The organism is Desulforamulus profundi, from assembly GCF_002607855.1.
This window is the reverse complement of the sequence record NZ_AWQQ01000047.1, coordinates 80,849-99,917: the sequence shown is the minus strand read 5'-3', so window position 1 is coordinate 99,917 and position 19,069 is coordinate 80,849. Positions and strand designations below refer to the sequence as shown.

The 19,069-nt window shown below is 43.7% G+C and carries 21 protein-coding genes and 3 pseudogenes; 21 read left to right on the top strand and 3 right to left on the bottom strand.

The window, feature by feature from the left end:
* Nucleotides 1-25 precede the first annotated feature (25 nt).
* The 14 genes and pseudogenes from P378_RS08010 to P378_RS21355 all read left to right on the top strand — a co-directional run bounded on the left by P378_RS08010 (nt 26) and on the right by P378_RS21355 (nt 9,828).
* Nucleotides 26-432 (top strand): annotated as a pseudogene (locus P378_RS08010) (DUF6075 family protein).
* A gap of 33 nt (nt 433-465) precedes the next feature.
* Nucleotides 466-942 carry a hypothetical protein gene (locus P378_RS08005; protein ID WP_099082871.1) on the top strand — a complete coding sequence of 159 codons (477 nt, stop codon included), beginning with the start codon at nt 466-468 and terminating at the stop codon, nt 940-942.
* Nucleotides 939-2,450: a M23 family metallopeptidase gene (locus tag P378_RS08000; protein WP_207654009.1), complete on the top strand. Its 1,512-nt coding sequence runs from the start codon at nt 939-941 to the stop codon at nt 2,448-2,450. The genes P378_RS08005 and P378_RS08000 overlap by 4 nt, the downstream gene beginning before the upstream one ends.
* Nucleotides 2,451-2,574: 124 nt before the next feature.
* The gene (locus P378_RS07995) at nt 2,575-2,811 is read left to right on the top strand and encodes a hypothetical protein (protein WP_099082870.1); all 237 of its coding nucleotides are present in this window, start codon (nt 2,575-2,577) and stop codon (nt 2,809-2,811) included.
* A 132-nt stretch (nt 2,812-2,943) separates the two neighbouring features.
* Nucleotides 2,944-3,510 carry a JAB domain-containing protein gene (locus P378_RS07990; protein WP_238473021.1) on the top strand — a complete coding sequence of 189 codons (567 nt, stop codon included), beginning with the start codon at nt 2,944-2,946 and terminating at the stop codon, nt 3,508-3,510.
* A gap of 234 nt (nt 3,511-3,744) precedes the next feature.
* Complete coding sequence (locus P378_RS07985; protein ID WP_099082869.1) at nt 3,745-4,326, top strand: TetR/AcrR family transcriptional regulator; 582 nt, start codon at nt 3,745-3,747, stop codon at nt 4,324-4,326.
* Nucleotides 4,327-4,341: 15 nt separating this feature from the next.
* Nucleotides 4,342-4,680, top strand: coding sequence for a phasin-related domain-containing protein (locus tag P378_RS07980; protein WP_099082868.1), 339 nt, complete (start codon nt 4,342-4,344; stop codon nt 4,678-4,680).
* A 135-nt stretch (nt 4,681-4,815) separates the two neighbouring features.
* Complete coding sequence (locus tag P378_RS21370; protein WP_238473020.1) at nt 4,816-4,998, top strand: hypothetical protein; 183 nt, start codon at nt 4,816-4,818, stop codon at nt 4,996-4,998.
* 2 nt (nt 4,999-5,000) lie between these two features.
* Nucleotides 5,001-6,503, top strand: a complete 1,503-nt coding sequence (locus P378_RS07975) for an ABC1 kinase family protein (RefSeq protein ID WP_238473019.1) — start codon at nt 5,001-5,003, stop codon at nt 6,501-6,503.
* A gap of 29 nt (nt 6,504-6,532) precedes the next feature.
* Nucleotides 6,533-7,054 (top strand): HD domain-containing protein, encoded by a 522-nt coding sequence (locus P378_RS07970; protein WP_099082867.1) that lies wholly within the window; start codon nt 6,533-6,535, stop codon nt 7,052-7,054.
* A 29-nt stretch (nt 7,055-7,083) separates the two neighbouring features.
* Nucleotides 7,084-8,013, top strand: a complete 930-nt coding sequence (locus P378_RS07965) for a YidC/Oxa1 family membrane protein insertase (protein ID WP_099082866.1) — start codon at nt 7,084-7,086, stop codon at nt 8,011-8,013.
* Between the two features lie 31 nt (nt 8,014-8,044).
* Entirely contained in the window at nt 8,045-8,635 is a 591-nt protein-coding gene (dhaS, locus tag P378_RS07960) for a dihydroxyacetone kinase transcriptional activator DhaS (protein ID WP_099082865.1), read from the top strand.
* A gap of 4 nt (nt 8,636-8,639) precedes the next feature.
* A pseudogene (locus tag P378_RS24065) lies at nt 8,640-9,562 on the top strand (Mbeg1-like protein).
* Nucleotides 9,559-9,828, top strand: a complete 270-nt coding sequence (locus tag P378_RS21355) for a DUF2974 domain-containing protein (protein ID WP_238473017.1) — start codon at nt 9,559-9,561, stop codon at nt 9,826-9,828. The pseudogene P378_RS24065 and the gene P378_RS21355 overlap by 4 nt, the downstream one beginning before the upstream one ends.
* 37 nt (nt 9,829-9,865) lie before the next feature.
* Here the strand turns inward: P378_RS21355 and P378_RS07950 are convergent.
* The 3 genes and pseudogenes from P378_RS07950 to P378_RS07940 form a co-directional block, all read right to left on the bottom strand.
* Nucleotides 9,866-10,566, bottom strand: a pseudogene (locus P378_RS07950) (prolipoprotein diacylglyceryl transferase).
* Between the two features lie 150 nt (nt 10,567-10,716).
* The gene (gene ytvI, locus P378_RS07945) at nt 10,717-11,784 is read right to left on the bottom strand and encodes a sporulation integral membrane protein YtvI (RefSeq protein WP_099082911.1); all 1,068 of its coding nucleotides are present in this window, start codon (nt 11,782-11,784) and stop codon (nt 10,717-10,719) included.
* A gap of 4 nt (nt 11,785-11,788) precedes the next feature.
* A complete protein-coding gene (locus P378_RS07940; protein ID WP_143338434.1) occupies nt 11,789-12,844 on the bottom strand; it encodes a hypothetical protein in 1,056 nt (351 codons plus the stop codon).
* A gap of 180 nt (nt 12,845-13,024) precedes the next feature.
* Between P378_RS07940 and P378_RS07935 the strand changes: the two genes are divergently transcribed.
* The 7 genes from P378_RS07935 to P378_RS07905 all read left to right on the top strand — a co-directional run bounded on the left by P378_RS07935 (nt 13,025) and on the right by P378_RS07905 (nt 19,007).
* Nucleotides 13,025-14,407, top strand: coding sequence for a radical SAM protein (locus tag P378_RS07935; protein WP_099082863.1), 1,383 nt, complete (start codon nt 13,025-13,027; stop codon nt 14,405-14,407).
* Nucleotides 14,408-14,495: 88 nt separating this feature from the next.
* Complete coding sequence (locus P378_RS07930; RefSeq protein WP_099082862.1) at nt 14,496-15,371, top strand: DegV family protein; 876 nt, start codon at nt 14,496-14,498, stop codon at nt 15,369-15,371.
* A gap of 24 nt (nt 15,372-15,395) precedes the next feature.
* Nucleotides 15,396-16,166: a putative ABC transporter permease gene (locus tag P378_RS07925; RefSeq protein WP_099082861.1), complete on the top strand. Its 771-nt coding sequence runs from the start codon at nt 15,396-15,398 to the stop codon at nt 16,164-16,166.
* A 230-nt stretch (nt 16,167-16,396) separates the two neighbouring features.
* Nucleotides 16,397-17,029: a CDP-diacylglycerol--glycerol-3-phosphate 3-phosphatidyltransferase gene (gene pgsA / locus P378_RS07920; RefSeq protein WP_420795982.1), complete on the top strand. Its 633-nt coding sequence runs from the start codon at nt 16,397-16,399 to the stop codon at nt 17,027-17,029.
* 487 nt (nt 17,030-17,516) lie between these two features.
* Nucleotides 17,517-17,924, top strand: coding sequence for a sigma-70 RNA polymerase sigma factor region 4 domain-containing protein (locus P378_RS07915; protein WP_099082860.1), 408 nt, complete (start codon nt 17,517-17,519; stop codon nt 17,922-17,924).
* A 77-nt stretch (nt 17,925-18,001) separates the two neighbouring features.
* The gene (locus P378_RS07910; protein ID WP_207654008.1) at nt 18,002-18,145 is read left to right on the top strand and encodes a helix-turn-helix domain-containing protein; all 144 of its coding nucleotides are present in this window, start codon (nt 18,002-18,004) and stop codon (nt 18,143-18,145) included.
* A gap of 640 nt (nt 18,146-18,785) precedes the next feature.
* Complete coding sequence (locus tag P378_RS07905) at nt 18,786-19,007, top strand: helix-turn-helix domain-containing protein (protein WP_420795981.1); 222 nt, start codon at nt 18,786-18,788, stop codon at nt 19,005-19,007.
* Nucleotides 19,008-19,069: the final 62 nt, after the last annotated feature.

Here is a 19,069-nt window from a genome sequence, read left to right as displayed (position 1 = left end):
ATTTACTTTGAAGGAGGAAAACACAATGGAAATCATCCGGTTTGCAGACAGGGAACACAAGGCTTTTTATAATCAAATGCTGACCAAAACCCGCAATAACGACGCCTATCACCGGGCTTTTTTTACGCAATGGGCATCTGCGCGGAAACGAGGCGCAATATCCATGCCCTCTTTGACTTCAAGGAGGACGGCATCAAACCGGAGGGCCTTACGGCGGCCTGGCAGACAGGCGGAACCCGCCGCCTGTGCCGTCTGGCCTTCAACCTCTGGAACGGCTGGACGGAGGAAGGAAAAGAAAACCGTTCCACGCCCTACGAGCTGTTTGACTGCGGCTTTGCCCCCTACTTTTTTGAAGCAATCCGGCTGCGCTATCCCGAATATTGCCCGAGTTTGGAGCGACCCGCGCCCTATTTTTCCGTAAAGGCACGGTAGCAGTCAGTAAATCCTGGAAGGAGGTTGGGCGCGTTGAAAGACATCAAAACCAAAGCCACCGTCAAGGACATTAAGGCTCTGGACAAAAGCCTCGATGTGACCCGCAGGGCGAAAAACGCCTTCATTCGTACCAAGGATCAGGCCGAGCGGACGCAGCGGCCGGAACACGACAGCTATGTGGCGTATGCCGAGGATAAGGTAAAGGAAAATGTGGAAACGGTCGGTAATGAAGCTGTTCACACGATGGGGCGGAAAGGCCAAAAGGCGGTTCAAAAAATCAAGGAACGCCGCAATTCCCCTTCGGACAGCTATCACACCGATGCTGCCGACGGATATGCGGCGGAGCAGCCCTCCCCTTCCGAAACCGGACGTCCCCAAGCGCGCCGGAGCGCCGTTTCCCCTCAAGGAAAGCAAACTGCCTCGCTCAAGGCCGGAAAAGCACCTGCACAGTCCAAATCTCCCGCGCAGGCCAAGCCATCAGCCCGGCGAAAAGCGTCCCATTCAAAGTGACGGAAAGAGGTAAACGAAAATATACCCTGGCCAAGCCCAACGAATTGGCTAAACGCCGGTTTGTTCAGAGCCGGGCAAAGGCGCGGTTTACCCAAAACAAAGAAATTCAGGCGGCGGAAGCCAAAACCGCACAGGCCATCCCAAGTCCCGTGTTCAAATCAGACGGAAATATGACACGGCATACTGCCCAAACCGGCATCGGCGGCATTGGCCGCACCGTCAGGCAATCCGCCCGGTCCGGCAGCAAAGCGGTAAAGGAAACTGTCAAGAGCACCATTAAAACGGCGCGGAAATCGGTCAAGACCGCCGGGCAAACCGCAAAGACCGGTGCAAAAACCTCTCAGACGACGGCTAAAGCCGCCCCCAAAACCGCGCGGGCCACCGCTAAAGCGGCGCAGACGGCAAGGGCCACAGCCAAATTTACTATTCATATGATGAAACTGACCGTCAAAGCCGCCGCCGTGCTGACCAAAGGACTAATCGCTCTTGTGGGCTCAAGCGGGGCCGTCCTTGCCCTGTTCCTGATTATTATCGCCGTGGCCGCCTTGTTATCGTCTCCCTTTGGCCTTCTCTTTTCCGACGAGAACAAAAATGCGGGGATAACGCCCGTCTCCGTGGTGATACAGGAAGTGAATGAGGAATACAACCAACGGATAGAGGACATCAAGAACGACAACACCTGGGACACGCTGGATGTTCAGTACGTCGGCACCGGAGGCAGCCGGGGCAATATCTGGATAGACATTCTAGCCGTGTTTGCCGTCAAAACCGCACTGACCGACGACGGCATGGATGTTTTCACCATTGACCAGACCCGTGTTGACCTTATCCGGGAAGTATTTTGGGATATGACGGAAATTGACCACTGGATAGAAACCGTGAAGCATACCGACAGCGACGGGGGAACATGGTACGAACGCGTTCTGCATATCGTCATCACCCAGCGAACTGCAGAGGAGCAGGCGGAAATCTATCGCTTTAACGACGACCAGAGGGAAGTGCTGGATGAGCTTCTGAGCGGCGAATACGACCAGTATTTTATTGCCCTGATCACGGGTTTGAGACACCTAGGGGACGGAACGGAGGTTATTGCGGAGGGCCTTTATATCTGGCCCAGCGCCGCTAGTGACTATGTAACTTCATTTTTTGGCACCAGGCTGCACCCCATCCTGGGCGTCTACAAAACCCACAGCGGCATTGACATCGGGGCGGGATACGGAACGGCGGTACTGGCCGCCGCGGACGGCGCGGTCGCAACCGCAGCTTACGATGCGGGCGGCTATGGAAACTATATCATCATCGACCACGGTAACGGCAACATGACCCTTTACGCCCACATGAGCCAAATGAGCGTCGGTGTCGGGCAAACGGTGAAGCAGGGCCAGACCATCGGCTTCGTGGGCAGCACGGGAATGTCCACGGGTCCGCATCTGCATTTTGAGGTTTATGTCGGCGGCACAAGGGTTGACCCCCTGCTGTACTTCTCTAATTATACGGCAGCATGGTAAGTATTGGCTGATTAAAAAGTTGCTGACGACCATCTAAAAGATAACGGTGCGATAGCCGATTGATTGGTTGTCATGCCATCGTGCTTTTTATTAGTGCTAAATTATATGAAAGGTGGAAGAAAGAATGAATTTAGAAGCATTAAGGGAGTTGGAATATAAAAAGTGCGCGGATGCACTGGCTGAATTGCTTGGCTTGGACTGGGATACCAAAGAAAGAATTCTGAAATGCTTTCAACGCACGGGAATCAAAAACTTTTTTCAGCATCTTGAATCGGCGGACTTAGCCCCTGAGACTTCCGGGAAGCTGCAAAGTATACAAGCCCTGATTGAAATATTGGACAACAAAAGGGGGCGGATATAATATGAGGTCAGACACACGGCATACCGAGAAATTTCTACAAGGGCTGACAACTTTAACAGGTCTGCCCTACAAAAGGTTCAGCAGTATGTAAAACAAAATAACCCCTTTAATATCTTAGAGCATCCCCGCATTATGGACCCAAATGAAAAGCAACTCGAAAAGATCGGACTGCTCAACGAGTTCATTGCCTCCTACAACCTTTTAAAAATCTATGAGAACAATGAAAAAATTACCTTCAATTCATCAACTGCGGCAGGCCAATATTTTTACGCCCTCTTAAGCGGAATGAAGGATAGAGAACGATTTATGGTCGCTTTTTTAGATAGGAGCAATAACGTAATCGAAATAAAAACCATGTCAGAAGGAACTGTTGGTCAGACAGCCGTTTATCCAAGAGAAATATTAAAGTACGCCTTGGCCTGTGATTGCAATGCGGTCATTCTGGCCCACAACCATCCCGGAGGCTCCCAGAATTTTTCCCCGGAAGATAAAGCGTTGACCCATAGAATTGTGGATATTTTCCATCCTTTAGAGATCAAAGTTTTGGATCACATTATTGTGGGTGGTGGAAACTATTCTTCTATGGCAGACAGAGGAAGCATGCCTGACTACTGCAAAGATCCAGCAAATTATGAACCGGTTGCATTAGGCGCAATACCCATAGCAGAAAAGCGAAATAGATTTCAAAATACCCGCTAAAGACGGAACTCTAAATATAGTGCGATACCAAAAAGACCGCTCGACAATACCTAAAAACGGTATAGCCGAGCGGCCTTTTTTTAGAGAAACTTTATCAATCATTTTCGTCAGCGTTATGTCAAAGAGGTACGTTTCCTCCCTGTACGGTTATTATCAATGCCAGGTTACTTGACATTGCTAAAATAATTTAATAAAATTAGGACGTACGTACGACCAAGATTTTGGAGGTGCCACATGCAACAAAAGACTGTTAAAACAAACCCATCTGAGAAAATTCTTATAACGGCCTTTGAATGTCTTTCTACAAGAGGCTATGCCAATGTATCCATGCGAAATATTGCCGAGGAAGCCGGAGTCGCGTTAAGCCAACTGACATACTACTATAAGAATAAAGAAAAATTATTCATTGAAGTTATCAATATGATGACACTCCAATATTTACATGAAATAGAAGGAAATTTAGAATCTGTCACGGGTGAGAAAGAAAAGCTCGCGTCCCTTGTGAGGTTCTTTAAGGAACTGATCAGGGATAAACCAAAACTTTTGAAACTTTTTATTGATTTTATAGCACAGGCTTTATGGATTCCGTCTTTTAGAGAACAACTGGACAGCTTATTTACTGAGCTGACGGAGATTATTGAAAGAAACCTATTGACCTACACGAAAATCAATAAAAGATATCTTGGATATTCTCCCCAAACGGTAGCTAAATTAGTTCTTGGAGCTTTGCTCGGAACATCTATTCAAATAATACTCGGTTCCGACCGGGACAGCGCCTTTGAATCCTTAAATTTGGCAGAAAGCCTATTAAATTAAGAGGGAGTGTATATTATGTCAAACGCATTTGAAAAGACAATCAATTTAGGATTAGGGTTTTTATTGTATTCACGGGAAAAAGTGGAGGAAGTGGTTGAGGAACTGGTCGGCAGAGGCGAGGTGGCCAAAAAAGACGCCCGGCAGTTTGCGAGCGAGCTTATGCAAAGAGGCGAAGAACAGAGAGAAGAACTGAAGAAGCTGATTCAGGGTGAGGTCACCAAGGCGCTGGATCATGTAAATGTGGCGAGAAAAGAAGACCTTGTTACAAAAGATGAAATCAGAGAAATTGTTAGAGAACAAATGCAGCAAGTACTCCGGGAACAAGGATTTTTCAAAAGCGAGGGCACCAAGTAAAGGGGATAAATGTTCAGAGTGCCGGAAAAGTAGCAGGCTCAGGGAAAGAGAGCAAATCAATCTATGTGATGAAACGATAGGAGTGCTTCCTTTCCCCTCTGCTTAAATATTGCGGAATCGCGGGATAGAGTTGATATGATGAATTACAAGCGCATTCGTGCCAGAAGATATAAAGAAATTATTGCTGTTTTTACAAAACATGGTTTTGGATTGTTTGTAAAGCGACTTAGGCTCCCTTATTCTTTAAGGTTCAAAAATAAAATTTTAGACGCCGGAACTGCGCCTGACACGGCTGGAGCTCGGCAGGAAAAAGGCTGAAGATGGCCTTGGAAGAACTGGGGCCGACGTTTGTTAAACTGGGACAAATTTTAAGCATACGACGGGATATTTTACCGGCTGATATTATTGAAGAGCTTAAAAAGCTGCAAGACTCGGTGCAGCCGTTTCCTTTTTCTGAGGTAAAGACGCTCATTGAAACGGAATTTAATGACACGCTGGGAAATATCTTTAAAGAATTTGATGAGGTACCTGTAGCCGCGGCATCCATATCCCAAGTCCATCGCGCCAGACTGATTTCAGGAAAGCAGGTGGCCGTAAAGGTTCAAAGGCCGGAAATAGAAAGACTCATAGATTTGGACTTAAACATTTTAAAAGACATGGCGCATCTTCTCGACCATCACACAAAATACGGGGAGATTTATGATTTTAGCGGTATGGTGGCGGATTTTGAAAACACGCTTAAAAATGAACTGGATTTTACCAAAGAAGGTGAAAACGCGGATGCCTTCAGGCTTAATCTCAGCCGGGACGAAGGCGTAACAGTCCCGAAAGTGAAGTGGATATATACGACAAAGCGGGTTCTCACCATGGAGTATTTTGAAGGCATCAAGATCAGCGATTCTGCTGCCTTGGATCTGGCGGGCATTAATCGGAGAAAGATCGCCGAAAGGCTTGCCGCCTCCATATGCAATCAAATACTCAGAGATGGTTTTTTTCATGCGGACCCGCATCCGGGCAATATTCAGGTCATGCCGGACGGAACCATCATATTTCTTGATTTGGGGATGGTTGGTTGCCTCAACGAATCCCGGAAAAGAGCGATTTCAAACTTTTTTATCGGGGTTGCCTTCAAAGACAGTCGAATGGTGGTCAACTCCATTTTTGCGATGGAGGCCGCAACTGCTCGAAGCAATGCGAAAAGCTTTGAAAAAGACGTTGATGCGTTGATCGAAAAGTACCTTACGATGCCTATGAACGAGATGAAAATTGATAAGCTGCTCCAGGAAATCTTTCATATTGCGTTTTTGAACCATGTAAAAACACCCCGTGAATTTGCTTTGCTTTCCAAAACATTGACAACTCTTCAAGGACTGTTGGAAAAACTGGCCCCGGATCTTAACGCTCTTGTTATTGCGGAACCTATCGCTAAAAAGCTGCGTTATCAGTCGCTTTCAGTCGAGAGAATGGGAAGCGGAATAAAAAAGAGCTTATTAGATTATTGGAATCTGTTGAGCGAATTCCCGGCCGCAATGCAAAACCTTCTGCATAAAGCGGCAGATACAGACTTTGCCGTTCAATTTGAGATGAAAGAGATGGATAAGCTTCAAAGGCGATTGGAACGAATTTTTAACAGAATATCCTTCAGCGTGATCTTGCTTGCCGTAAGCATTATCATCGCCGGAGTCCTGATAAGCTCCGGCCTTAATGCAAATACAAGCAGCGAGATGTATCTTTTTAATATCGCAGTATTAAAAATCGGTTTGGCATCGGCTGCGATTATTGTTTTGGGACTGGTGATTTCCATGATCAGGTCAAGGCACTGAAAAATAACGCGCAAAAGGAGCAATGACAGATGATCGGCTGGATCATTTCAAAATTAAGACTGGAACCGGATTCCTTCGCTGATGCGGAATACCTGGACTGTATAAGCGGGCTGATCAACCATGAAATGGTCCGGTCGATGGGAAATTATATCCAACACAGCGACATCAATTGTTTAAAGCATAGCCTTTATGTGTCGTACAGCAGCTATCTTGTTTGCAGGCGGATGGGGCTTGATTATCGTTCGGCGGCCAGAGGAGGGTTGCTACACGATTTTTTTCTGTACGACTGGCATCTTGAAAAACCGTACAAGGGGCTACATGGTTTGACGCATCCTCACGTCGCCTTGCAGAATGCGAATAAATATTTCCATTTAAACATACTGGAACAGGATATCATCCGAAAACACATGTGGCCTTTGACAGTAACACCGCCTCAATATAAGGAAGCATACATTGTGGCCGCGATAGATAAATATTGTGCATTTATGGAAACTTTCAATTTTGGAGAAAGAAAAAATGTGCGCAGGTTGCAAAGTCTATTGTGCTGTTAATGCACCTTTCTTAGAAAGGATCAAAAAGTATGTTAGATTTTATAGCAATCCCGATGGGAGCCATCTTGAAATATATATATGATAACATTGCGTTCCAGAATTATGGGATCGCAATCATACTTTTTACGGTAGGAATAAAATCACTTATGCTTCCCCTGACCATAAAACAGGTTCAATCGACCTCAAAAATTGGTGAGCTTCAGCCACAGATGCAGGAAATTCAAAAGAAATATAAAGACGACAAGGAAAAGCAGAGTACGGAGCTGATGAAACTCTATCAGGAAAATAAGGTGAATCCGACCGGAGGCTGCCTTCCCCTGCTGATACAGATACCGATTTTGTTTTCTTTATATTACGTTATTTCCCAGCCTTTGAAATACATGGCTGGGAAATCTCCTGAAATCATAGCGCGGCTCTATGAACTGATACCGCAGGGTGCCGAAAAGATTGAGAATATGAAAGATCTGAGCATTATTGCTTATTTTAGTGACCACTCAGAACAGCTTCAGGCGGTATCTCATTTGCTGAAACCGGAAGATTTACTCAATATGAATTTTTTAGGGATCAATCTTGGAGCAGTGCCCGCCTGGAATACCGGCAATTATATCAACAGCGGTACAAGCATACATAGCTACCTTCTGCTGTTGATTCCGTTGCTGTCGGCCCTCACATCCTATATATCCGTAAAATATTCTATGAAGGACGCACCGAAAACAAACGAAGCACAGATGCAAACCTCCATTCAAAATAATATGGCTTTAGTCTCTACAGTTATGAGTGGTGTTATTGCATTTACCGTGCCTGCCGGGCTGGGCCTTTACTGGATTGCCGGAAATGTCTATCAAATCGCGCAACAAATGTTTATAAACAGATTTGTGATGAAAAAGCATACTGACGGGAGAAAGAAGAAATCCAAAATAAATAGCGCAAATCATGCCAGACATATGAGCCTTAAATAAGATTTTGTATTGCATTAGGGAGGGGGCAATAATGTCCGATTCGAATATAACGAAACTGGCCCTTGCCAATTCATTGAAAGGGCTAATGGCAAAGAAAGCTTTTAATAAGATTTGCGTCAGCGATATTGTGGATAACTGCGGACTAACAAGGCAAGCATTTTATTATCATTTCAAGGATAAGTATGATCTTATGAATTGGATTTATTATACCGAGACCGCCCGTTTCATGAGCTCCTATAACAAGGTGGAGCATTGGCTGGACGGGATGTTGGATTTGTGTAATTATATGCGGCAAAATAAGACGTTTTATATCAACGCTCTTAACACAACCGGGCAAAATTCTTTTCAGGAATATCTGCACGATTACATCCGCGATATTTCGATATCTGTAATAGAGAGCATCAAAAGCACAGAATTTGAAGAAGAAAAATGGGGATTTATTGTCGAATTTATTTCCACCGCTTTTGTCGGTCTGATTGTGCGGTGGGCCGACAATGGCATGAAAGATGATCCGGCAGAGTATGTAATGAAAATGCGCAGCTTATTTGACGGAAGCATTCTTTGTGAACTGGAAAGCCAGAGCGAAGAGATATCCACGGAAAATCCGACCAAACCGGAATAATATTATGGCAGCCCATTATTTTTTGTTTGTCAGTAATCAGATTTTTAGCAATGTGTGTAAAACATTCCAAACTGAAATTGGAGCAGGTAGCTTGAAAAACATTATTGATTACACAATAGAAGAAAATGATACTTTTAAAAATAGAAAATTCAACGCAGTTGACAGCCTGGTTTTATCCCAATTGGCGTATCTGCGTTTTGATAAGTTCGTACCCGGTCTATCTGATACCGCGATGCCGGTGAGCATAAAAGAAATAGCAAGTAAGGAAAACCTGGATATGCTGTTTCGTGATACATGGAACAGCAAAAACAACCGGCGTCTATTCTTTGCGCTGGCGAACAGTTCGAGGTTCCGTGACTTGAAAATGGTTTTTTATGTCAATAAAATAGACAACAAGACTGAGAAGCAGTTCTCAGCCATTACGTTTTTACTGGACGACTGTTCAGCCTATATCGCTTATCGCGGAACCGATTCAACCTTTATTGGATGGAAAGAGGATTTTAACATGGCATTCATCAGCCTATTCCCTCGCAGGAAGAAGGCGTCGCCTACCTGAATGCCGTTGCCGATAGAATTTCATGCCAATTAAAAATTGGCGGACACTCAAAAGGAGGAAATATTGCGGTCTATTCCTCGATAAAATGCCGCCAGTCCGTTCAAAAAAGGATCACGCATGTCTTTAGCCATGATGGACCCGGATTCAGGGATGAAGTTTTTCAATGCCACGAGTATTTAATTATAAAAGACCGAATAAATAAAATCTTGCCTCAGTCATCCATAATCGGAATGCTATTGCAGAATCAGGAACATTATTCTGTGGTGAAAAGCAATCGCATCTGGTTTATGCAGCATGATTCTTTTTCGTGGCTAATTGACGGCAGTGATTTTCAATATGCTCAATCGGTTAAAAAAGCGCGCTTTATATGAACGGGACGCTAAACAAATGGGTTAACTCCTTTGACGACCAAAAACGGGAGTTGTTTGTCAATACTCTTTTTCAGATTATCCAAGCAACAAATGCCTCAACATTTTATGATCTGACCGGTGATTGGCCCAAAAAGGCTGTTGCCGTGCTTGGCGCAATCAGAGATATTGACGATGAGACAAGGAAGTTTGTATTTCAAACCATAAGGGCGCTGTTTGCTTTGGCTGTTAAAAATATACGAGAAATAGGCTCGGAGAATAGTCAATAAGCCTGAAACCCGTAAAGCTGAAAAATGCGCTGAACATTCACTCTTTGTTAGCCCAAGGCAGTTCTTTGCTAGAAAACATCACTATGCCAATTGCCAAAATTATTACAGATATCAACTGAGATGTTGACAGAATTCCGACGCTGCCCCTGTAATCGTTTCTAAAGAATTCTATTATGAATCTTCCCACACTATAAAGAATAAGGTATAAAGACCCTACCTTCCCTGTTCTCCGGTCTTTTTGTGCATAAAACAACAATACTATCGCGATCAAGAAGTCTCCTGCGCTTGAAAACAACTGGGTTGGTATAAGTTTAACTCCATTAGGTGCAAAAGATGAATTGTGAAAAACTATACCAATGGCGGAATCTGTTTCACGTCCATAGCAGCATCCGGCAAGAAAACAACCAATTCGACCAAACCCTTGTGCCAGTGCTACGGATGGCACTGTTAAATCAAAGTATTGAAAGAAATTAACTCTTTTTGATCTACAATACATCATAGCCGCTAATATGCCGCCAATTATGCCTCCATATACTACGAAACCGCTCCCGGATACAATCCGCATAGGTTCATTGAAAAAGGCGTTTATTTCTACTACACAATAAAGCAGTTTTGCTCCAATAAATCCGAATATAAGGGTTACAACTCCTAAACTATACACGAAATCTGCATCAAGCCCTCTTTTTTTGCCCGTTTACCCGCTGTTATCAAAGCGCATAAGATGCCGATCCCTATCATTAGCCCGTAGCCGTGTATTGATATGAAACCAATATCAAATATTTCGTTATACATATGATTATAGCCTCACAAAATTGAATGCTATCTGTATTCGTCCCTTCTCTTCCTTTTAATCCAGACATTATCCAAAACTTATTCTGTTTTTATCAGCTATTGCTTGAAAAAATCATTATCATAAAGATGTTTTATTATGACTACGGCAACAGGCAGAGCGAGTATTCCGATTAATCCGAAGACCTTTAATCCGATATATATGCATATTAACATGACAAGAGGATGCAGCCCTATTTGTTTTCCTACCAATTTGGGTTCCAATATATTACGGACTATAATTATGATAAGGTATAATACCGCAAGCCCAATGGCAAGCGGTATATTGCCTTTTATAAGTTCAATAATGATCCATGGAACGACAACGCCACCCGTGCCAAGCACGGGCAGTATGTCGATGACGGCAATCAGCGCGGCAATGGTAACCGCCCCGGCCACCTTCAAGATAGAGAGCCCTACTGCAAGCTCAATAAATGTTACGGCCATTAAAATCGCATAAGCTTTAACATACTTTAAGCCGATGCCGGTGGCAAAACCTTTTATCTCAGCTAAAAGGTTTTGTTTTTGAGACGGAAACAACTTAGCAATATACCCTGTAATTTTATTGTAATCCATAGCAAAAAACAGGGATGAAATGACCGCAAATATGATAGATAGGAACAGCCCCGGTACAAAAGATGCCGAGGATGCTATGAACCCAATCGTCTTTGAGGAAATGCTGGAAATGAACGATCCCACAGATTGAGATAAAGAATCTGCCATATTTTGAATTGCCTGAACCATCATAGGATCAAGTTGGGCTGTTATTCTTTCTGCATTATCAAAGATTTCATTAATTGCAGGCTCAATATCCATCGCATATATTTCTGGGAGCTTGATGATACCATCTTTTAGCTCGGCAAGAAACCTTAAACCGATCCAGGATACAAAAAAGCCCGCCGCACCATAGAATAGCAGAATCAGGACAACCGCGACAGCCTTTTTGTGAACATGCAATTTTTCTGATGTAAAATTTATTACCGGCTTCAAAAGCAAAGCCACTATAAAACCAATAATAAATGGCATCAATAAGCCAAGTACATATTTTATCACAATAAATACAATAGCGATAATCAAGGCAAAGTAAATGAAATTAATAATAAAGTTTTTTTTCTTTTCTATGGTCATACTTTTATCGTCGTAAAACATGATCAGAAGCTTGTACAGGGCCGTGTGCTCTGAAGTATTCCAAGAAGCGATTTTGTAAGCTCATCTTTTGCTTTGATATATTCACAATAAACCCTTTCCGCCAGGTTAATTGCCAGGTAGCCGTCGCCGGAGAGGATTTTTTACTGATAACCCGCATATCCCGGAACCATTCCAGCGTAATCAAAGGCTGGCCGTTTTCTCCTCTTATATTGCACGCAAAGGTATATACGGCGTCCCTGCACGCATCCGAAACGCCGTTTTCGGCGATATATACACCGAACAGATTTCCGAGGCCGATCGCGGAGTGGATATATTCCGGAGTAGTCAATTGCTTCATAGTATCCTCGTTATAATTTACATGGAAGCCATATAAGCAGTGGTTCTGTTTTAATAGCCGGAATGCGTTTTTATCACTTCCACAGCTTAAATCCGTAGCCATTATCTGTACAGAAATCATCGTGTTATGGATTTTGCCGAGAGACTTGGCAGTTTGCTCCGAAATTAAGCCGGGAGATACTTTCAATATGAACAGGCATTCATCAAACCGTTTGGCGATTTCACATATGGTTGGTATATCATCCTTTTCGTGCGGACAAGCGATATAGCTGTGAATGCCCAACTCCCGCCCTTCCTCTATGAAATGCTCCATCTGATCAAAAAAATCTGAACTGGATTCGTCAATATCAAAAATCAGAAGCCAGGGAATAGGAACCCCTAAATAATCCTGCTTTTTTTTCAGCTTGTTGGCCCCATATACCAGGCTGCTGTATCCCAGATTCAGACCGACTTTTTTTATCGTATCGTTGTTAACATCAGAAATCATTCTTTTAACCAGCGAATTATAAGGATTCTTTGGATTGGCAATGACCTTTTTGGCGGCATTAAAAAACCATTCCTGATTTTCACTTGTTGAAAAAAACAGGCCCAAATCAATCAGATTCCTTATGCTGCGGTTTGTGTTGCTTTTCATATCTTCCATAGCTTTGCTGACCGCTATATTGATTGTCCGCCTTATCAGCCTATGCTGCAACTCCAACACCGACAACTCCCTTCCATAATCAAGTACATTATTTAATATACCCCAAAGCGGGGAGGTGCTCTATTGACAGACATCTGCATGTGTAAAGATTCTTTACACATGCTTTTTTGTCTAATTACTCAAAATATGCTCTATGCTACACTTTCCCATAGATAAATCTGATTGGAGGAGTGTGGTATCATGAATAAAATTATCGGTTCTACAGGGATGAAGCTGGCATATGCCTACTTAAATTCCAATCCCGAAAGGAATATTCCAAAACTCATGGATTGGGTGGATCGTATTGCTATAAACAATACAATGGAAGGTCAGCGCAAGGCGATCCGCAAGATCATCGAAGATAAGGACAACAACTGGTATAAGCTGATTCTCAGTATGTGGACAGATGTTGATCCCGGGGTGCGGAGGGCGTTTTTCAATAATTTCATATTGAATGAAAACTTCATCGGATGGTCCATACAGGAGAAAAACCGGGAAAAGTATGGCTGTAACATACCATGGGCCATCCTGATGGACCCCACCTCGGCCTGCAACCTCAGATGCACAGGCTGCTGGGCGGCTGAATACGGAAACAAGATGTCCATGAGCTATGAAACACTGGACAGCATCATTCAGCAGGGTAAGGAACTGGGGGTATATTTCTTCCTCTATTCCGGCGGAGAGCCGCTTGTCCGCAAAACGGATATTATACGTCTTTGTGAAAAGCACGGTGATTGCCAGTTTCTTGCGTTCACGAACGGCACGCTGATTGATGAGACGTTTGCCGACGAAATGCTGCGCGTCAGAAATTTCATACCTGCCATTAGCATTGAGGGTTTTGAAGACGCGACGGATTTCCGCCGCGGCCAGGGCACTTATCATGCGGTTATCCGCGCTATGGAGATCCTCAAACGGAAAAAACTCATCTTCGGCGCTTCTCTCTGCTATACGCGGTATAACACCGAGGTGATCGGCAGCGAAGAATTCTTTGATTTCTTGATTGACAAAGGAGTGAAATTTGCGTGGTTTTTCACCTATATGCCGGTGGGAGCGGATGCGGCGCCCGACTTGATGGCAACTGCCGACCAACGTGAATATATGTATCACCAAATTCGTCACTTCCGCGAAACAAAGCCGCTGTTCACCATGGATTTCTGGAACGATGGAGAATATGTGCAGGGTTGCATCGCTGGCGGACGCAGGTATCTGCATATCAACGCCAACGGAGATATCGAGCCATGCGCGTTCATCCATTATTCGGACTCCAATATCCATGAAAAAACGCTTCTTAAGGCGCTGCAGTCTCCGCTGTTCATACAATACCACAAGAACCAGCCCTTTAACGACAACCACCTGCGGCCCTGCCCTCTTCTGGACAATCCGGGCAGACTGGCGGCGATGGTGGAGGCGTCCGGTGCGACCTCGACGGATTTCGTCAAACCGGAGGACGTGCGCAGCTTGAGCGGTAAGTGTGTAAATGCCGCTGAAAAATGGGCTGTGACTGCGGAAAGGCTATGGGGTAAATCACATAACTGCGCCGGTTGCGCGCAATGCGGTGATAAGGCTCGAAAGGCCGTCGGTTGAAAGAAACCGACGCTTTTCTCAAGTCTCGGAAAATCATTCTGGCGTGCGCTTGCCATAAAAGCGGCTGCCGTGGTGCAGGGGGCTTACTATGATAAATGATTTTATTATTTTCACTGATGCCGCATCGGACCTTCCGACAGAGTTGATTGAAACCCATGGAGTTTCTGTTTTACCTATGTATTTTGAAATAGACGGTAAAAGCTATCGTCATTATCCTGACGGCAGAGAACTTGGATATTCCAGATTCTATCAGATGCTTCGCTCCGGCATCATGGCCAAAACATCGCAGGTTAACAATTTGGAGTATCTGCACTATTTTGAACCTGTATTAAAAAGCGGTCTGGATATCCTCTACATATCGCTTTCTTCAGGGTTGAGCGGCACTTATCAATCCTCAGCAATGGCCGCAAAAAAGTTGATGGAAAGGTATCCTGAACGAAAAATATACTGCGTTGACTCACGTTGCGCCAGCGTAGGACAGGGTATGCTTGTGTACCACGCCGCGTTAAAAAAGTATGAGGGTTTAGATATAGACGAATTGAAGGATTGGGTAGTTCAAAATCGTGATCACCTGTGTCATTGGTTTACGGTGAATGACTTGAATTACTTAAAACGGGGCGGCAGGTTAAGTACTTCAGCGGCTATCGTCGGCACTATGCTTTCAGTGAAACCAATTCTTCATGTTGATAAAGATGGTCATCTCATCCTGAGAGGGAAAGTACGAGGACGCCGTAAGTCTCTAGTAGAGCTTGCCGACCATATGGAAAAATTCTGTGTTAGCCCGGAGAAACAGACGATCTTCATCGGCCATGGAGACTGCATTGATGATGCAGGTATCCTTGTATCTATGGTTGAGCAAAGATTTGCACTAAAGAATATAGCTGTCAGCTATATCGGACCAATTATTGGAGCGCATACCGGACCTGATGTGATGACTTTGTGCTTCTTTGGCAGTGAAAAATAGCCTGAATAAAAGAGGATGAATCAATTGTTTATTTTATCAAAATACTTTTTATGGTTTATTGCATATAGCTTTTTGGGATGGGTCTATGAATCCGCAATTTGCTCAATAAGTGAACGAAGCCTTGTAAATCGTGGATTTTTGAATGGACCCTTATGCCCGGTATATGGTTTTGGAGCTTTAGCTTCCATATTTATTTTGGATATGAGAACAGACAATCTTATTATTCTGTTTTTTGCCGGCATGCTTATAACCTGTACGGTCGAATATATTACCGCGGTTTTGCTTGAAAAGCTGTTTGATGCGAAATGGTGGGATTATTCTAATTACCGATTCAATATCCAAGGCCGTGTCTGTCTTATAGGGGCCGTAGTTTTTGGTGTTCTCGCGGTGCTGCTTATCAAGTATATTCATCCGTTTGTGGGAGGTTTAATTGGCCAACTGCCTTCTTGGTGGCAGATTGTTTTATCAATCGTTATTTTTATTTTTCTCATGCTTGATTTGTATATAACTGTGCGTCATCTTCTGGTTCTGAACAGCAGACTGAAAAAGATGCAGTTGGCAATAAATCAATTTTTGAAGCAGTATGCACAACAGGCCGGAGAACTTAAAGAGTCTCTTATGAGCAAATTTGAAGAAAGTGAATTTTATAACGAACGCATTAAAGCTTTAATTAGTCTAAGTCGGTTTCAGAGTATAAGAATTATTAAGGCGTTCCCAAGCTTGCGATCCATCAACTATGATGATGCATGGCAAAAGCTTAAAAGCATTCTGTTAGGCTCTGATAGCAGAAATTAGAACTTGCGTTTATAGATGTGCTTTGGAAAAACATAAACAATTATATACAACACAGCGATATTGATTGCTTGGAACGTAGTTTTTATGCCTTTCTGTTAAAGCGCGATCCCGCATACAGGCAGAAGAGGTCTGATGCTATTTACGGTCGAAATGCCTTTTTTCTATTTCATTTTGTACATAAGGCATTCTTAAACGAACGAGTAGCTATACGCTCAAAGAGGGAAGATAGTATGAACTTACCAAACAAATTGACAATATTAAGAGTGATATTAATACCAGTTTTTATTATTTTTTTAACAAAAGAGTACTATTACATATCAGGAATCCTCTTTGTCACAGCTTCTATTACAGATGCCCTGGATGGATATTTAGCAAGAAAATATAACCTCATTACGGATTTCGGCAAGATAATCGATCCTCTGGCTGATAAGCTTCTGATTACATCAGCTTTGATTTGTTTAGTGCAACTAGGCAGTATTGCGGGATGGCTTGCCATAGTAATTCTGGCGCGAGAATTTGTAATTACCAGCTTAAGATCTGTTGCGGCTAGAGAAGGCATAATCATTGTTGCAGAAAGATCGGGAAAAATCAAAACAGTACTGCAAATGTTGGCCCTGTCGGTTATTATGCTGCGCAATTGGCCTTTTTCAATTTTCACCGATTTACCTATCGGAGATTATTTGCTTTGGCTCGCTGTAGGCATGACCTTGTATTCGGGAATTGACTATATTATAAAAAATAAAACATTACTTCTGCCAAAAAATTCAAGCATGAAAAACAGCCCAATATTCAGCACTATAGCAAAAGGAAAGCTGAACATAGGGCGTTTACTGATATACAACTACTGTATCAAGAAAAGGTAAAAAATTTATAGCCTGCCTGATAACCCATCTAGGCAGAGCAGAGTCTATTGCATCGCCATAAAGATGCTTGATGCAATCATGTTATCTAGGCAACTCTTAGACAAGTGGCTCAGGCTTTGACGCATTTTTCAAATGTGCTAACGTCCTTGCTGTTTGGCTTTATAAAACATCATTTTATGGAGGAAAATTCTATGTCCTTGCAGGACTACGATAATTAGCTTTTATGCCAGGTAACTGAATAATTGCATGATATGGAGTGCTATGTCGTCTGTATTTTTTGTCAAATGGGCGTAGGCTGCAAGGTTTTCCTTGCAGCCTACGCCTTTTCATTGTCGCTTTTTGCTGGATGTGAAGGAAAAACAACAGCTTTTGTTGTTAAAAGGAAGCCGTAATATCGGGAAAAGACAGCATTAAAAAATTATTTTTCCAAAACCCTGTATTTCATCCTTCTCATTTAAATGTATAGGGCGAGAGGAGAGGAAGTTCTATGAAAAGGAGTGCTGAAACCTATAAGGCTGTAGAAAAAGCGTTTTGCGCATACATAAAAATCGTAATAACCCGCTCGTCATGGGGATATTTCCGCGCCCAATACAAGCATTTCAACAGAACCATCCCCTTGGAGGAAGTGGAGGAAATCAACTTATGCGCCGAAGCTGACATAGACATCAATATTCCTGTTTTCAATGGGGACAAGCTGGATGAATACATCGAAAATGAAATCCTTTCTGCGGTTATCAGCACCCTCAATTCAAAGGACAAGCAACTGCTCTACATAAAATATTATGAGAATAAAACCGACTATCAGCTTTCCCTCATTTTCGGCGTAACGCAGCAGAGCATCACCGAGCGGAAAAACCGGATTCTTAAAAAGCTGAAAAATCGGTTTCAGATATGAACCAGCCATTTTTTATCTAATCCGCGCCCCGCCCTTTCCGTGAAAGCCAACCACTTTTACGGAAAGGAGGAAAGGGCATGCCGGAAATACTGGATTTAATCGAAGCAGCCCAGCATGGTAACGAGCGGGCGATGGAAACCCTCATCCGGCAGTTTGAACCGCTGATTATCAAAAATCTTGCCTGTTTGGCAAGCTGGACGAGGATTGCCGCCAGCATTTGACGCTGGAATTCATATTGGCGGTACAGAACTTCGACCTGAAGCGGTTTGAAAAATAAAGCATAAGGCTTGCAGAAAATTTTCTCTGCAAGCCTTGTTTTGCCCTGTATTTTGCGAGACTTTTTTCAATGTATAGAGCGAGAGGACAAGACAGCTTTCCCCTCACGGTCTTTGATAAGTGAATAGGTGTCTTTCCGGTACGTTCCCCGTATGCCCTAAAAAGGGAAGCCAGCTTGCAGGTACGCCAAGACCACCTGTCCGGCATCAGCCGGATCACAGCCAAGGTATCCATGCCGTCATGGACTAAATAAAGGTAAGGTGCGAGCGATCAATACCCGTGCAACAATAAATGTCGGCTGCATTTAAGGTGAAACATACGGAGGGATAATGATACTTCCGTCCAGCCACAGTCCGAGCGTGATAAAACCGTCGCAGGCAATGGGGATGGCCCGTCAGTATGGGGGGAGGTGAAATTCCTATGAGGACGATCAGCCGACGTCCGCCGGATAAGCCCGTAAAACGATAGAAGCAAAACAGAAATGCAGGTCAGGGGTGCACACCTTGGTGCGAGATGTATGCGTATCCAATCATGGCGTGCCCCTGCTGCCTGCATTTAAATTCCGAACCGAAAGGGGCTGATACCTTGCTGAAAAGCAATGAAGCATATAAGCTGATTTTTCGGGAATACCCGGACGTGGTCAGTGTGGAGCAAATGTGTGAAATGCTTGGCGGTATCAGCGCAAAAACCGCATATCGCCTTTTGCGGCAAAATCAGATCAAGCACTTTAAAATAGGCCGAACGTACAAAATCCCCAAGCTCCATATTTTCGAATACCTGGCGGTCGCGCAGGAATCCGATGCGTAAAACATCGCTCGCACCTTTGCAAGATACTTTGAAGCCTGCTACAATAAACCCGTCAATGGTAG